General features: G+C 72.6%; 12 protein-coding genes. 5 read left to right on the top strand and 7 right to left on the bottom strand.

The features are described from left to right. The first annotated feature begins 49 nt into the window (after positions 1-49). From WMF24_RS20015 to WMF24_RS20000, 4 genes are all read left to right on the top strand, one after another. The gene (locus WMF24_RS20015) at positions 50-1,423 is read left to right on the top strand and encodes a tetratricopeptide repeat protein (RefSeq protein WP_437738030.1); all 1,374 of its coding nucleotides are present in this window, start codon (positions 50-52) and stop codon (positions 1,421-1,423) included. A 184-nt stretch (positions 1,424-1,607) separates the two neighbouring features. After that, positions 1,608-3,209 carry a serine/threonine-protein kinase gene (locus tag WMF24_RS20010; protein WP_437738029.1) on the top strand — a complete coding sequence of 534 codons (1,602 nt, stop codon included), beginning with the start codon at positions 1,608-1,610 and terminating at the stop codon, positions 3,207-3,209. Positions 3,210-3,271: 62 nt separating this feature from the next. Next, positions 3,272-4,225, top strand: coding sequence for a hypothetical protein (locus tag WMF24_RS20005; protein WP_437738028.1), 954 nt, complete (start codon positions 3,272-3,274; stop codon positions 4,223-4,225). After that, positions 4,225-5,433, top strand: a complete 1,209-nt coding sequence (locus tag WMF24_RS20000) for a lipoprotein receptor (protein ID WP_437738027.1) — start codon at positions 4,225-4,227, stop codon at positions 5,431-5,433. The genes WMF24_RS20005 and WMF24_RS20000 overlap by 1 nt, the downstream gene beginning before the upstream one ends. Before the next feature lie 50 nt (positions 5,434-5,483). Here WMF24_RS20000 and asnB read toward each other — a convergent pair whose 3' ends face one another. The 7 genes from asnB to WMF24_RS19965 all read right to left on the bottom strand — a co-directional run bounded on the left by asnB (position 5,484) and on the right by WMF24_RS19965 (position 13,876). After that, positions 5,484-7,496 (bottom strand): asparagine synthase (glutamine-hydrolyzing), encoded by a 2,013-nt coding sequence (asnB, locus tag WMF24_RS19995; RefSeq protein ID WP_437738026.1) that lies wholly within the window; start codon positions 7,494-7,496, stop codon positions 5,484-5,486. 1 nt (position 7,497) lies between these two features. Continuing rightward, positions 7,498-9,084 carry a class I adenylate-forming enzyme family protein gene (locus WMF24_RS19990; protein WP_437738025.1) on the bottom strand — a complete coding sequence of 529 codons (1,587 nt, stop codon included), beginning with the start codon at positions 9,082-9,084 and terminating at the stop codon, positions 7,498-7,500. Positions 9,085-9,104: 20 nt separating this feature from the next. Then, on the bottom strand, positions 9,105-9,365 hold the full coding sequence (locus tag WMF24_RS19985; protein ID WP_020736522.1) for an acyl carrier protein: 261 nt from the start codon (positions 9,363-9,365) through the stop codon (positions 9,105-9,107). 217 nt (positions 9,366-9,582) lie between these two features. Next, positions 9,583-10,557, bottom strand: a complete 975-nt coding sequence (nadE, locus tag WMF24_RS19980) for an NAD(+) synthase (protein WP_437738024.1) — start codon at positions 10,555-10,557, stop codon at positions 9,583-9,585. Between the two features lie 275 nt (positions 10,558-10,832). After that, positions 10,833-11,804, bottom strand: coding sequence for an aspartate carbamoyltransferase catalytic subunit (locus WMF24_RS19975; RefSeq protein WP_437738023.1), 972 nt, complete (start codon positions 11,802-11,804; stop codon positions 10,833-10,835). 8 nt (positions 11,805-11,812) lie between these two features. Next, positions 11,813-12,376 (bottom strand): bifunctional pyr operon transcriptional regulator/uracil phosphoribosyltransferase PyrR, encoded by a 564-nt coding sequence (gene pyrR, locus WMF24_RS19970; RefSeq protein WP_437738022.1) that lies wholly within the window; start codon positions 12,374-12,376, stop codon positions 11,813-11,815. Between the two features lie 156 nt (positions 12,377-12,532). Beyond that, a complete protein-coding gene (locus WMF24_RS19965; RefSeq protein WP_437738021.1) occupies positions 12,533-13,876 on the bottom strand; it encodes a hypothetical protein in 1,344 nt (447 codons plus the stop codon). Between the two features lie 175 nt (positions 13,877-14,051). Here WMF24_RS19965 and WMF24_RS19960 point away from each other — a divergent pair, with 175 nt between their 5' ends. After that, complete coding sequence (locus WMF24_RS19960) at positions 14,052-14,789, top strand: YceD family protein (protein ID WP_437738020.1); 738 nt, start codon at positions 14,052-14,054, stop codon at positions 14,787-14,789. The last annotated feature ends 4 nt before the right edge of the window (positions 14,790-14,793 follow it).

Genomic DNA, 14,793 nt, shown 5'->3' with positions numbered 1-14,793 from the left:
GTCCGCGCCGCCGTTTGGTGCGCGATGGGCGCTGGGCTAAGGTCACGCCGTGCCTTGGCTTGCTGAGCTCGCCCTGCACCTGTACCGCGCGCTGCACCTGCTCGTCCTCACGGTCGTGCCCACGTGGCTATCGCCGGAGCCGATGCCGCCGCGCGCGCTCGCCCTCGCGGGGGCGCTCTCCGCGGCCGCGCTCGCGTCGGCGCTCGGGCTGTCGGCGTGGTTCGCCGCGCGGCTGGAGACGCGGCTCGCAAGGAACGGGGCGGCGCTCTTGTGGCTCGCGATCGCCACGGCGCTCGCGGCGGCGCTCTACTACCGCGGGCCGCGCGCGCCGCTCGCGCAGGGGGTGTTCCTCGTCGCCGCGCCGCTCTGGGCGGCGCTGGCGACGCTCGCCTCGGCCGCGGCGGAGCGCTGGCTCGGCTCGAGCTTCAAGCACCGGCGGATGGGCGCCGCGATCGTGGTGATCGGCCTCGGCGCCGTCCAGGTGTTCGGAGCGTCGTCGCTGCTCGGGTCACGCGAGCGGATGTGGTGGGCGGCGCTGCGCCGCGACGGCGCGCACCTGCGCGCGGTCGACGAGCTGACGAGGCCGCTCCTCGATCAGCGAAAGCAGGGCGACCTCGACGGCGTCGCCGCGCGCTGCCTGAAGATGCACCCCGCCTCCGCGGCGCCCGCCGCGCCGGCGACGTGCGCCTGCCTCGCCCTGCGCGCCGAGGCGAGGCTCCACGCCCGCAACGCCGGCGCCGCCCTCCGCGACGCGGAGGCCGCGCGCGAACGATGCCCCGAGCAGAAGGGCGCGCGCGCCGTCCTGGCCGAGGCGCTCGCCGTCGCGGGGCGCACGGAGCGCGCGGAGGCCGAAGCGCGTGCCGCGCTGGAGGAGGGCGGCGACCCGTCGCGGCTCCGCTACGCGCTCGCGCTCGCGCTCGAGCGCGCGGGCCGCGTCGCGGAGGCCAGGGCCGAGGCGGAGCGCGCGATCGAGGCGGGCGCCGGCCGGAAGGCGCAGCTCCTCGCGGGAGCGCTCGCGATCCTGACCGGGGATCTCGACGGGGCCACGGCGCGCCTCGCGCCGCTCGCCCAGCAGGACCCTTCCGACGCCGAGGCGCTCTACAACCTCGCGCTCGTCGCCGACAAGCGCGGCGACTACAACGGCGCGCGCCAGGGCTACCTCGCCGCCCTGAAGGCCGACCCGAGGAACGCCGACGCGCGGTACAACCTCGCGCTGCTCACGTTCCGCGCGGGCATCGTCGACGAGTCCCGCCACCACGCGCGCAAGTTCCTCGAGGCGTTCCCCGAGGATCCGCGCGGTAGCCAGCTCGCGCGGACGACGGGCACGCCAGAGGGCGCCGCGCGCGACGGCGGCTCGCCTCCGTCGCGCGCCGGCGGGCGACGGCCTGCGCAGGATCCCGCCGGGAGCTCGGGCCCTCGCTGAGCTCCGCGCGTCGGCGATCTCGCCCACCACCCGCTCCCTGACGCGCGGCACAGCCGCTCGCGCCCGGCGCCGCCGTCCCGCGCGGCAGACGCGGCGGGCGCGGCAGGCGCCGCTGCGACGCGCGCGCCCAGGCCGAATCGCGCGATTGCGCCTGGCAGCTCCTTCATTTTCGCGCGGCGCAAACGTGACCCTGGACGGCCACCTGTGGTATTCCGAAGGTCTGGGAGGCTGCGTGACACCCGCCGCGGGGACCACCGTTGCCGATCGCTTTCGCCTGGTGCGTCCGCTGAGGCAAGGCGGGATGGGCTCGGTGTGGCTCGCCCAGCACATCGGCCTCGACATCCCGTGCGCGATCAAGTTCATGCACGCGCAGGGGGTCTCGAAGGAGGTGCGGCACCGCTTCGAGCGGGAGGCCAAGGTCGCGGCGCAGATCCGCAGCCCGCACGTCGTGCAGATCCTCGACCACGGCGTCTGGAAGGGGACGCCGTACATCGCGATGGAGTACCTCGAGGGGGAGGACCTCGACACCCGCATCCAGCGCGTCGGTCGACTCGATCCGCACGACACGATGGCGATCACCGCGCAGGTCGCGCGCGCCCTCACGAAGGCTCACGCGGCCGGCCTTGTCCATCGCGACCTCAAGCCGGCGAACATCTTCCTCGTCAAGGACGACGACCGCGAGATCGCGAAGGTGCTCGATTTCGGCATCGCGAAGGACAGCACGCCGAAGGTCACCTCCAACACGAAGACCGGCTCGCTGCTCGGGACGCCGGCGTACATGAGCCCGGAGCAGGCGCAGGGGACCAAGAGCATCGATCATCGCTCGGACCTCTGGTCGCTCGCCGTGGTCGTTTTCGAGTGCCTGACCGGCAGGCTCCCGTTCGACAGCCAGGCCTTCGGCGATCTGCTCCTCAAGATCATGGTGCGGCCGCTGCCGGTGCCGTCGCAGCTCGCCCCCGTGCCGCCCGGCTTCGACGCCTGGTGGGCCCGCGCCGCGTCGCGCGAGCCGGACGCCCGCTTCCAGAGCGCGAGGGAGTTCTGCGACGCGCTGGCGGTCGCCCTCGACATCGCGAGCGACAGCATCGAGCCGAGGACGAGCCTCACCGGCATGTTCCGCGCGCCCGGCGATCGCATCTCGGTGGAGGTCGGCTTCTCCCCGCGCTCGCAGGAGGGCGCGACGCTCCTCGACGCGGGACCCGACAGCGCGGCGCCTTCGTTCGGCAACGCGGCCACGCTGGTCGCCTCCTCGGAGGCCAAGATCGAGCCGATCTCGGCGAACCCCGTCCCCACGGTGGCCTCGCCTGGCGAGGCAGCGGGCGCGGCCGCGATGGCGGGCCGCCAGATGCGGTCGCAGACCGCCAGCGCCCTTGTCTCGGTCGTGTCGCCCCCGACCCGGCGGCCCGTCGTCGTGCGCGTGATCGCGGCCGCCGGGGCCGCCGCGGCCGTCCTCGTCGCGGTCGGCGTCTTCCTCCTGCGCGGCGCGGGCCCGGCCGCCCCGGCGCAGCCGCTCGCGCAGCCGGACGCCACGGCGTCGGCGTCCGACGCACCGCGTGGCCCCGAGGTCGCGACGCCGGCCGTCGCGCCGGCGAAGGATCCCGAGCCGCCGGCGCCCGCGGCCTCCGCTGCGCCGGCGCCCTCGTCCTCCGCTGCGCCGGCGCCCTCGGCCAGGGCGGCGCCGACCGGTCCGCGCGCGCCCTCGGCGCAGCCCGCTCAGGTGAAGCAGCGTTCCCCCGCGCCGTCGGGTACCGTGCGTCGCAAGCCGAAGCCGACCGACTTCGGCATCTGACGTTCACCGCAGCACCTCGCTCGGACCTCGCTCGTATGGCTCGTCGACCAGGAATCGCTGCTTTGCTGCTCGCGCTGACGTGCGCGCCCGCCGCCCTCGCACAGGTCTCCGACGCCGATCGCGCCACGGCGCGCTCGCTCGCCGTCGAGGGGCAGGAGGCCCTCGAGCAGAAGGACTTCACCGCCGCGCTCGATCGGTTCAGCCGCGCGGACGCCATCATCCACGCGCCGACGTTGCTGCTCGGCGTCGCCCGCGCGCAGGTGGGCCTGGGCAGGTTGATCGCGGCGCACGAGTCGTACAGCCGCATCCTCCGCGAGGGGGCGCCGGAGGGCTCGCCCGAGCCGTTCTTCGAGGCGATCGCGGCCGCGCAGCGGGAGCTCGACGCGCTCGCCCCGCGCATCCCGCAGGTGCTCCTGACGGTGCGCGGGCCGGACGCCGTCGACGTCACGATCGACGGCGAGCCCGTTCCGCGCGCCGCGCTCGGGGTCCGGCGGCCGGTCGATCCGGGCGAGCACACCGTCCGCGCGACGGCGGCGGGGTTCGCTGCGGCCGAGGTGAAGCTGACCCTCGCGGAGGGCGCCCGCGAGACCGTCACGCTGGAGCTCGCGCCGCTCGCGCCGCCGCCCGGCGCGTCGCCTCCGCCCATCACGCGGGCGCCCGACGCGGGGCCCGTCGCTTCCGGCGGCGGCGCCCGCACGGCGCTGGGCATCGCCGCGCTGGGGCTCGGCGGCGTCGGCCTCGCGGCCGGCGCGGTGGGCGGGGTGCTCGCCATCGGCAAGCACGGCGACCTCTCGGAGCGCTGCCCCGGCAACCGCTGCGACCCCTCGCTCCAGGGCGAGATCGACAGCTACCACGCCATGGGCACCCTCTCGACGATCGGGTTCGTCGTCGGCGCCGTGGGCGTCGGCGCGGGGGCCGTCCTCCTGCTCACGGCGCCGAGGTCACAGCGGCGCACCGGGATATGGATCACACCGGTCATCGGGCTCGGCTCCGCGGGAGCGAAGGGGAGTTTCTGATGCGCCAGGCGTTCGGGATCGGCGTGGTGCTCGGGGTGGCCGGGATCGCCGCGGCGTGCACCAGCGTGCTCGGGGACTTCGAGGTGGGCGGGGCCGGTACCGGCTCGACGGGGGGACCCTCCGGGTGTCCTGTCGGCACGGCCGACTGCGACGGCAACCCCGCCGACTGCGAGGTCAACGTGAGCGACGATCCGCAGAACTGCGGCGCTTGCGGCGCGCGGTGCCTCGACGACGGGACGTGCGCCGCGGGCGTCTGCGATGGGGTCACGGAGATCGCGCGCGGGTACCCGACGATGGAGTCTCCGAACGCCAAGTTCCTCGTCATCTACGGCGACGAGGTCTACTGGACGGCCGGCGAGGGCCGGGGCGGCAGCGTGCAGAAGGTGTCGGTCCTCGGTGGACCGGTGACGACCATCGCCGCCGATCAGAACGCTCCGTACGGGATCGCGGTGAACCAGGGGGGCGTCTTCTGGTCCAACCTCAACGACACGAACATCCTGCGGGTGAACCACGACGAAGCGGGCGCGCCGAAGGTGGTCTTCGACTCGGACTACGCGACCCTCGGCGTGGTGGCGGACGAGACCGACGTGTTCTGGGCGCAGCGCGCCGGCGGCATCGGCGCCCCCGGCCGCGGGAGCCTCATCGGCCGGATCCCGATGTCCGACGGCCTGGCCGACGACGCGTTTCACGAGGACAGCGCCGTGTCGCCGCACCTCATCGCGCTCGACGACACCCACGTGTACTGGGTCGACCGCAGCGAGCGCGGCTCGGTGAACAAGACGTCGCGGGAGGACGGACAGACGGCCAGGCTGATCGAGAATCCGCAGGCGTATCCGTATGCGATCGCGGTGGACCGGGACCACGTCTACTGGACCAACAGCCCCCGCGATCGGAGCAACGACGAGCGGGGCGGCGTGATGAGGGCGCCGAAGCGCGGCGCGCGGGACGCGACGCGCCTGTGGTCGCCCGACGAGGACCGCGACATCGCGAACTCGACCCCCGACTGCATCGCCGTGGATGACAACGACGATTTCGTCTACTGGACCGATCAGGGATCGAGCCGCGTCCTGCGCAAGCGCAAGGACGGCAGCGGTCGCCAAGAGGTGCTGTACGAGCGGGGGACGCCGCGCGGCATCGCGCTCCACGGCGACCACGTGTACTGGGTGGACGAGAAGAACAACGGCGCGGTGAGGAAGATCCGCCGCTGACCGGTGGCGAGACGAGCGCGCGGGGCGAACGAGCGCGCCCGCGCGTCCGATCAGCCCGCCGCGTCGCGCAGCCGGTCGACGTCGACGCCCAGCCGGCCCGACATGTCGTCGGCGGCCGAGACGACGCGCGCCCCCTGGATGATGTCGCGCGCCATCAGCTGCGTGGAGAGGATCGCGCAGAACGCCATGTCGTCGGTGTTGCTCATCGACTTGCCGCCCGTCCTGCGGCACTTCGCGACGAGCGACGCGACGGGCTGCGCCTGCCAGATCCCGGCGTCCTTGATCGCGTCCGGCGACAGGCACGCCTCCACGTAGTCCGGCGTCCCGCTCCCGAAGAACGGCTGCACGACGGGGGCGCGGTACGGCTGCTTCTTCCGCTCGAGGACGCCCGGCGGCAGGAGGTCGCCCATCGCGCGCTTCAGCACGTGCTTCTCGTCGAGGGTGCGCAGCTTCAGCGTGTCCGGCAGCGCGTCCGCCACGTCCATCACGTCGGGATCGAGGAACGGGAAGCGCCCCTCGACCGAGTTCGCCATCATCATGCGCTCGCCCTGCGACGAGAGCAGGTAGCCCGACAGCAGCGTCGTGATCTCCAGGTACTGCGCGCGCGCGAGCGGCGTCCAGCGCATGAAGTCGCCGGGGAGTTGCTCCCTCAGGCGATCGGCGGCCGCCGCCTCGCCGACGCCCTCGCGCATCGCGGGATCGAGCATCAGCTTGATGCGGCTCGTCGCGTCCCACCGCGGGCGGTGGGAGTAGAACGGGTCGTCCGTCTGCGCGAGGTTCCGCCCGAAGAAGGCCTTGGCCATCTCGACCTGCGCGACCGGAGACCGCTGGAGGTAAGGGTAGAGCCGGAGCAGGAGCTGGGGTCGGAGCTTGCTCTCCGGGTGGCGCGCCCAGAAGCGGCGGACCCGGTCCTCGCGGAAGATGTCGTAGCCGGCGAAGAACTCGTCGGCGCCCTCGCCGGTCAGCACCACGCGGTAGCCGCTCTGCCGGACGAGGCGCGCCAGGATGAACAGCGGCGCCGGGGCGGTGCGCAGGAGCGGGGCCTCGGCGTGGTAGACGACATCGGGGAAGACGCGCGCGATGTCGGCGTCGCCGCACTGGATCGAGGCGTGGGAGGTGCCGAGGTGCGCGACGGCGGCGCGCTGGTACTCGGCCTCGTCGAACTCGCGCTCGGCGAACTCGACCGAGAACGTGCGCAGCGGCACGTCGCGGTTCGAGGCGATGAGCGCCGCGACGATCGTCGAGTCGAGCCCGCCGCTCAGGTAGCTGCCGACGGGGACGTCGGCGCGCAGGCGGATCGTCGAGCCGCCGCGGACCGCCTCGCGCACGCCGGAGACGAGCGGCGCCTCGTCCGCTACCGGCGCGCGCCCGACGGGGAACTCGGGCCGGTAGCGCACCGAGACGCGCGGCGAGACGTCGCGATCGAGGTCGAGCGTCGCCACCGCGCCCGGCGGGATCTGCTGGATGGCCTCGTACGGCGTGAGCGGGGCGACCGGCGCCCAGAAGGTCAGCGCCTCGTCGAGCCCGTCGCGCGAGATCGCGCGGGGGATGGTGGGGTCCTGGAAGAGCGCCTTCACCTCGCTGGCGAACCGGAGGACGCCGCGGTGGACCGTCCAGAAGAGCGGGTTGATGCCGACGCGGTCGCGCGAGAAGAACGCGCGCCGCCGCTTGACGTCCCAGAGGACGAACGCCCACTGGCCGTTCAGGCGGTCGACCATGGCCTCGCCGTACTCGGCGTAGGCGTGGATCAGCGCCTCGGTGTCGCTCTTCGTCCGGAAGTGGTGGCCCTTCGCGGTGAGCTCCTCGCGGAGCTCGATGTAGTTGAAGATCTCGCCGTTGAAGCAGACCCAGAGCGTCTCGTCGGCGTTGGCCATCGGCTGCCAGCCGCCGTCGAGGTCGATGATCGACAGGCGCGCGTGGGCCAGCGCGACGTGGCGATCGCGGTAGATGCCGAAGCCGTCAGGGCCGCGATGGCGGAGCGCGCGGGCCATCCGGAGGGCCAGATCGCGGTCGGGGTTCGGCGCCTCGGTGCGCAGGTTGATCAGGCCAGCGATACCGCACATATCAGATGAGCTCGCTCTTCTTGACCTTGCCGCTCGCCGTCTTGGGCAGGGCGTCCATGAACTCGACGAACTTGGGCACGGCGACCTCGTCGAGCTCGGACCGCACCCGCTTGCGGACGTCGTCCGCTGTCACCGCGGCGTCGGCGGCCTTCACGATCGCGGCCTTCACCGCGACCCCGAGCACCTGGTCCGGCACGCCGACCACCGCCGCCTCGACGACGCCGGGGACCTTGCAGATCACCGACTCGACCTCCAGCGGGCTCACCTTCTCGCCGCGGGTCTTGATGATGTCGTCCTTGCGCGCGACGAAGTAGAGGTACCGGTCCTCATCCATCTTGAAGAGGTCCCCCGTGTGCAGCACCACCTCGCCGGGGAGGGGCCCCGGCCGGAGGGCGCGCGCTGTTGCGTCTGGATTTTTCCAGTAGCCGCGCATCACGTTCGGCCCGCGGACCACGAGCTCGCCCACCTCGCCCGGCTCGGCCCGCGTGCCGTCCTCCCGCTCGATCCAGAGCTCCTCGTTCGGCATCGCGATGCCCACGGAGGACGGCCGCTCGAGCGCCAGGGACGGGGGCAGGTAGCAGACGCGCGTGCACTCGGTCTGGCCGTACATCGCGTAGAAGGCGACGTTGGGCAGGAGCTCGCGGAGGCGCAGGAGCTGCGGCGCCGGGAGCCCGTACGCGGCGTTCGTCATGTACCGGAGCGCCGAGAGATCGGCCTTCGCGAAGTTCTTGAGCGAGAGCATCGACGCGAAGATCGTCGGCACGCCGGCGAAGCCGGTGGCGCGCTCCTCGGCCATCTTCTGGACGATGGGCCACGGCATCGAGAAGCCCTTCTCGAGGACGACCGTCCCGCCGAACGCGTGGGTCACGAGGAGCTGGAAGAGCCCGTAGGTGTGCGACAGGGGCAGCACGCAGAGGATCACGTCGTCCGCCGTGTGCTCGAGGTACGCGCCGATGGCCGCGGTGCTGTTGCGGAGGTTCTGGTGCGTCAGCATGACGCCCTTCGACTCGCCGGTGCTGCCGCTCGTCCAGCAGAGCGTCGCGAGGTCGAGCTCTATCGCGCGGCGCTCGGGCGCCTCTCCGGGCGCGCCGGCCAGCGCTTCCTGGAAGTCGCGCCCCTCGGGCGGGGCGCCGGCGGCCGCGGGCGAGGCGCCGCTCAGGAACGTCGCGGCCGGGCGTGCGCCGGGCGGGAGCTCGGCCACGGCGGCGAGGGTCTCGCGCATGCCGCGCGACGCGACGAGCGCGCGGGGCTCGGCGAGCTCCATCACCTGGCCGAAGCGCCGCGGCCGCATCGCGGTGCCGAGCAGCGACGGCACCCCGTCGGCCCGGAGCGCGCCGTAGTAGGCGACGACGGCGTCCACGCCGTTGTCGAGCGCGATCATGACGCGGTCGCCGCGGTGCACGCCCGCCTCGCGGAAGAGGGCGGCGCAGCGGTCGGCGAGCGCGTCGAGCTCGCGGTACGTGAGCCGGCGTCCCTCGGAGACGAGCGCTGCGTGGTCGGGGCGCGAGGCGGCGAACGATCGCAGCGCCGAGTCGATGAGGAAGCGATCCGTGCGCGGATCGCGACGAGCGGTGTGCTGCGTGCTCATGCGCCCCCCGGGTGTTCTGGTCAGTTGCTGCTCTTCTTGCCGTTCACGTAGGTGACGAGCCGGGCGATCGAGCCGAAATTCTCCGGCACCATCTCCTCGTCGGCGACCTGGATGCCGAGGTCCTGCTCGAGGAACTGGACGATCTCGAGGACGGCCGTCGAATCCAGGATTCCCTGGTCGAGCAGGGGGACCTCGGCCCCGAGATCGGCGGTGGCGCCCCGGTAGCCGAACGAGGTGACCAGGAAGTTGCGAATCGTCGATTCGATGCTGGAAGTGCTCATGGAGTTAGCCTTTACGTCTATCACCCTCCAGGCTTTCCTGTCGAGGGTGGTCGGCGCAGCGTCGAACGCCGCAGGGCGTGCCCGCAGCGACGGAAAAGCGCGCGGCGGTGTCGCGTGGTCTTGCGCGGTGTCGCGTAGTGTTGCGTCGAGTCGCGCGACGGCGTCGCGCGCTGCAGGTGAGATCGCGACTCGCGATCTCATCGCCGGCCCGAGCTCGTCAGGCGTGGTCAGAGCCGCGGACGAGCAGCGGCTGGGCGTGGAGGTACTGCGCTACCCGGCGCTTGGCCTCGATGTCCTTGAACACGCGCTCGACCTGCTCCGGCGTGATGCCGACGGCGGGCGCCGCCTCCGCGGCCGGGACCTTGTTGTTGTAGGCGTAGAGGCAGAGGTCCATCTTGTCGTACGGGAGCGCGAAGTAGAACTCGTCCTGCCCCTGCGGCATCGAGAACGTGTCCGTCGTCGGCGCGCGCTTGCGGATGTCGGCCGGGACGCCGATGTGCTCGGCGAGCGCGTAGACCTGGCTCTTGTACAGGTGCGCGATCGGCTTGAAATCCGCGGCGCCGTCGCCCTGCTTCACGAAGAAGCCCTGATCGTACTCGAGCAGGTTCGGCGTGCCGGCGACCGCGTAGTTCAGCCTGTCGGCGTGGTAGTACTCCATCATCTTGCGGATGCGCTGCTTGAAGTTCGTCGCGGCGACGAGCTGCAGGTAGGCGTTCAGGGGCATCCGCTTCACGCGCGGCTCCTCGCCGGGCGGCTGCGCCGTGAGCTGCGAGACGTTGAGCCGGTCGCTCTCGAGGATCGAGGGCAGCGTGATCTTGAACTTCCAGCTCTCGTTGTAGTCCGGGTAGACCATCCGGATCGCCTCGTCCTGCCGCTCGTAGCAGCGGAGACCGGTCAGCGCTGGCTTGATGTTCTCGATGACCGCCTCGATGCCGAGCTGTTCGGCGAGCATCTTGCCGAGCCGGAGCGCGTCGTCCGAGGTGTCGCGCTCCGGCATGAAGAGGCCGAGCACCTTGTCCTTGCCGAGCGCGCGGACGCACAGCGTCGAGACGACGGAGCTGTCGATCCCGCCCGAGATCCCGACCACGGCCCCGCGCTTCCGCAGCGTGCCGAACACCTGATCCCGGATGGCCTTCTCGATCTCTTGCGCTACCGCCGGGGCATCGATCCTGAGGACGTCTCGCGAAAACATGGTTGGCTCCACCCTTTCAAAAAGATGGACCAGACTATTAAAACCGAGCGCGGCAGGGAACCCCGTTCGCCCGAAGCCGTCGCGGGGCGACGTCGCGCGCGGGAACGGCGCGCAGCGGACCGCGAGGACCCGCGAGAGGAAGACGCCGGAGCAGGTGCCCGCCCGCGCTGCCTGGCCGCGCTGGCCAGATGTCCGGCGCGCCGCCCGCGGTTGTGCTGTTGTGGCTCGTGCGCTGGAGGGCTGCGTCTGGCCGGGCCGCGTCGGGCCCGGACGCGTCAGCTCGCGGGCGTGGTCCGCGGCTCGCCGGTCGCGGAGAACTCGTTGGACTCCGCGGCAAGCACCCAGAGCACGGCCATGCGGACCGCGACGCCGGCCTCGACCTGGTCGAGGATCACGCTCTGCTTACCGTCCGCGACGCGCGGATCGATCTCCACGCCGCGGTTCATCGGCCCCGGGTGCATCACGATCGCGTCCGGCTTGGCGAGCGCGAGCCGCGCCGGGTTGAGCCCGAAGGTGCGGCTGTACTCGCGCGTGCTGGGGAGGAAGCTGCCGCTCAGCCGCTCGCGCTGGACCCGCAGCATCATCACCACGTCGGCCCCCTCCAGGGCGGGCTCGATCCGGTCGTAGAGCGTCGCGCCGAGCGACTCGCCCGCGACAGGCAGGAGCGTGCGCGGGCCGGCGAAGCGGACCCGCGCGCCCATCGTGGTGAGCAGGTGCGCGTTCGAGCGGGCGACGCGGCTGTGGACGATATCGCCGCAGATCGCGACCTCCAGCCCCTCCAGTCGGCCCTTGGCGCGGCGGATCGTGAACGCGTCGAGCAGCGCCTGCGTCGGGTGCTCGTGCGTGCCGTCCCCCGCGTTGACCACCGCGGCGCGCGTGCGCGCGGCGACGTGGTGCGGCGCGCCCGACGCGGCGTGCCGGATGACCAGCACGTCCGGCTGCATCGCCTGGAGGTTCTGCACCGTGTCGAGCAGCGACTCCCCCTTGACGGCGCTCGAGGTGGAGACGCTGATGTTGATGACGTCGGCGCTGAGCCGCTTTCCGGCGAGCTCGAACGACGTCCGCGTGCGCGTCGACGGCTCGTAGAACAGGTTCACCACGGTCTTGCCGCGGAGCGTGGGCACCTTGCGCACGCTCCGCCGGGAGACGTCGAAGAGCGACTCGGCCGCGTCCAGGAGCGACACGATCTCGGGCCTGGAGAGCCCCTCGATGCCGAGCAGGTGTCGGTGCGGGTAGATCCTCCTCATGCGCTGGCTCACGTCCCTTCCGGGGGAGAGGGGGGCTCCGACAGCTTCGCGTCGGCGGCGGTGACGAGAGCCCAGAGCTCGCCCGCGCGCTCCACGACGTCGACGCGCTGGCCGGGGGCGAGCTCGACCGCGCGGACGACGTAATCGGGGTGAATCGGCAGCTCCCTGCCGCCGCGATCGACGAGCGCGACCAGCTCGATCCGCCGCGGTCGGCCGTAGTCGAGCACCGCGTCGACCGCCGCGCGGATGGTGCGGCCGGTGTAGATCACGTCGTCGATCAGCACGATGCGCCGGCCGTCGACGGGGAAGGAGATGTGGCTTGGGCCGATGCGCGGGTTCGGCAGGGCGGTCGCGGCGTCGTCGCGGTACAGCGTGATGTCGACGGCGCCGACGGGCGGCGCGTGGCCCTCGATCTCGAGCAGCAGCGCGGCCAGCCGTCTGGCCAGCGGCTCGCCGCCCCGTCGAATGCCGATCAGCGCCAGATCCTCCACGCCGCGGCCGCGCTCGGCGATCTGGAGCGCGACGCGCCTCAGGCCGCGCCCGATGGCGGCCGGGTCGAGCAGAGCTTCCATGGCGCGGCGAGGGCTAGCACAGCGGGCGCCGCGAACCCAAGGGCCGCGTGCGCCGTCCGCAGGATCGCCCGTCCGAGCGCGGGAGAGCGCTGCGCTCTTTCGTCGTCGCGCGCCGGCGCGGAGGGCGGGCGGCGCGGCACCGCGGCGCCGCGCCGCTCAGTCGGGCTGGTGGAGGACGCGCTGGGTGCGCTCGAGGAAATAGAACCGCTCGAAGCCCGCGCGCTGGAACGTGAGCGCGCCGAAGCCGTTCACCGCGATCGCGGCCGCGCCGAGGGCGTAGAGAGGCACGCCGAAGCGGCGACCTCCCACGGCGATCATGGCGAAGAGGAACGGGGCGAAGTCGTTGGAGAAGCGGTAGCCGAACTGGATCCAGCCGCTGTTCTGGTAGAAGAGGCTCGGCAGCGCGACGGCGAAAGCCGTGGCGGCGAGCGCCCAGAAGATGGGCGGCGTGCGCCGCGGCCAGATCGCCCACGCGTAGATCGGCGTGGTCACCCAGAGCGCGAGCCCGTGGGCGTTGATCTGGAACGGCGCGCCCGGCACCTGGGTGTACGGCAGGCTGGTGAGCACCACCGCGAGGTTGCGCGGCAGGTAGTGGTAGGAGAAGAGCCCCCACTTCTCGATGCGCGCGCGCCAGGCGATGTGGAGGTAGCGGTGCCCGAACTCGGTCGCGTCGCCGAACCGCGCGTGGTTGTGCCAGAGCAGCACGGCGAGCACGAGCGCGGCCGGCGCGGCGAAGAGGGCGAGGCGGCGCAGGACGGCGCGCGTATCCGGGCGTTCCGCGCCGCCCGCGCGGAGCGCCTCGTGCAGGAACAGCGGCGCGGCGAAGCCGAGCGGCGTCCGCGTCGCGAACCCGAGGCCGAGGGCGAGGCCCGCCGCGAGGGGGTGGGCCGCGTCGAGGGCGCAGTAGAGATAGACGCACGCGAGCGCGACGCCGACGACGTGCGCCGCGAACCACACCGTCCCTTGCACCGCGCTGAACCAGTAGACGCTCCCGAGCGCGAAGAAGATCGAGAGCGCGGCGTTCTCCGCCTGCGTGCGGCGGCTGCGCCGCGAGGCCGAGAGCTTCTCCAGGGCGAGGAAGAGGACGGCCGGGCCGACGCCGGCGAACGCCAGGAAGAACTGCCCGTCGCGCACGCGCTCGGCGCCGCCGGCGAGCTGGACGAGGGGCGCGATCAGGACCGCGGGGAAGGGGGGGAAGCTGATGTAGTAGCGGTCGCCGAACACGGCGAAATCGTTGCCGCCAGCGTAGGCCGGCGGCGGTCCGCCGAGGTCGAGCCGGCCGTGGAGCCACGCCTCGGCGAGCAGGGCGTAGTGGTTGTAGGGCGTGTGGGCGGCGAAGATCGCGCGCGAGGCGCTGACGGCGTACACGAGCGTCACGAGCGCGTAGATCGCGAGCGCGATCCTCGCGCGCCGACCCGCTCGCCGTGCTTGCCCTGAAGACTCCGTCTGCTGCTCTGCGGCGCCCGCGGCAGAGGCCTCGGGCGTGGCGCTACGGTCCATGCACCGGCGACGCTACCACGCGGGCCACCGTGCGGACCCGAACGGACGGGGGCCGCCGTGGCGAGCCAGAGGAAGCCCGGCGGAGGAGCGGAAAAGCGGTCGCGGCGATCCCAGCTCGGTCTTGCGAGCCAACGCACCCCGCGCTAAACGCTCCGCTTTCACTGGCCCGGAACCCATGTCCCAGTTTGCCGTCTCCGCCAATGACATCGACATCTCCGGCATCTCGCTGGACGTGCCGCTCCCGACCGACTGGTTGAGCGCAGAGCTCGCCGATGCCGACGTCACCGGGCGCGCGCCAGGGCACCTGTCGGCCCGCCTCTCCCGGACGGGGAACGAGATCGTCGTGCGCGGCCGCGTCAAGGCGCCTGTCGCCACGCCCTGCGCGCGGTGCCTCTCGCCCGCGCCGCTCGACATCGACGCCGAGCTCTCGCTCCTGCTGCGCCCGGCCCCCAAGGCCGAGAGCCACGGGCAGGGGGGGCACCGGCACCGCCGCGACGACGCGGGGCGCAACGGGTCGGCGAAGGCCGAGACCAGGACAAAGGAGCCCGAGTACGAGTTCTCGGCCGAGGAGGCCGACGTCGACGCCTACGACGGCGAGACGGTGGTGCTCGACCCCTTCATCCGGGAAGCCATTCTCCTCGAGATGCCGAACTTCCCCTTGTGCTCGGAGGCTTGCCCGGGTATCGGTCCTGCCGCGTCCCGAGAGGACCGCGAAGGCGGGTCCTCGACCCTCGCCGGTGGGGCGGTGGAGGAGGACGAGGCCGCTCCGGGCCTCGACCCGCGGCTCGCGCCGCTCAGCGCGCTCCGAGACAAGCTTGGACAGAAGCCCAGCGCCTCTGACAAGCGCGCGCAACCAGCCTCGACCTCCCCGGCCAGTGCCGGGACATCGAAGAAGAAGACCAAGAAGGAGTAGCTCC

Origin of the sequence: Sorangium sp. So ce1335, from assembly GCF_051521615.1 — a bacterium.
In the GTDB taxonomy this organism is placed as follows: Bacteria; Myxococcota_A; Polyangia; order Polyangiales; family Polyangiaceae; genus Sorangium.
The sequence above is the reverse complement of the archived record's forward strand: the minus strand, read 5'-3'. Positions and strand labels throughout refer to the sequence as shown.

Excerpts from the sequence above, each read along its gene's own strand:
- WMF24_RS19975 (WP_437738023.1), bottom strand. The coding sequence starts at position 11,804 with ATGAGGAGGATCTACCCGCACCGACACCTGCTCGGCATCGAGGGGCTC.
- WMF24_RS20000 (WP_437738027.1), top strand. The coding sequence starts at position 4,225 with ATGCGCCAGGCGTTCGGGATCGGCGTGGTGCTCGGGGTGGCCGGGATC.
- WMF24_RS19985 (WP_020736522.1), bottom strand. The coding sequence starts at position 9,365 with ATGAGCACTTCCAGCATCGAATCGACGATTCGCAACTTCCTGGTCACC.
- asnB (WP_437738026.1), bottom strand. The coding sequence starts at position 7,496 with ATGTGCGGTATCGCTGGCCTGATCAACCTGCGCACCGAGGCGCCGAAC.
- nadE (WP_437738024.1), bottom strand. The coding sequence starts at position 10,557 with ATGTTTTCGCGAGACGTCCTCAGGATCGATGCCCCGGCGGTAGCGCAA.
- WMF24_RS19990 (WP_437738025.1), bottom strand. The coding sequence starts at position 9,084 with ATGAGCACGCAGCACACCGCTCGTCGCGATCCGCGCACGGATCGCTTC.
- WMF24_RS19965 (WP_437738021.1), bottom strand. The coding sequence starts at position 13,876 with ATGGACCGTAGCGCCACGCCCGAGGCCTCTGCCGCGGGCGCCGCAGAG.
- pyrR (WP_437738022.1), bottom strand. The coding sequence starts at position 12,376 with ATGGAAGCTCTGCTCGACCCGGCCGCCATCGGGCGCGGCCTGAGGCGC.
- WMF24_RS19960 (WP_437738020.1), top strand. The coding sequence starts at position 14,052 with ATGTCCCAGTTTGCCGTCTCCGCCAATGACATCGACATCTCCGGCATC.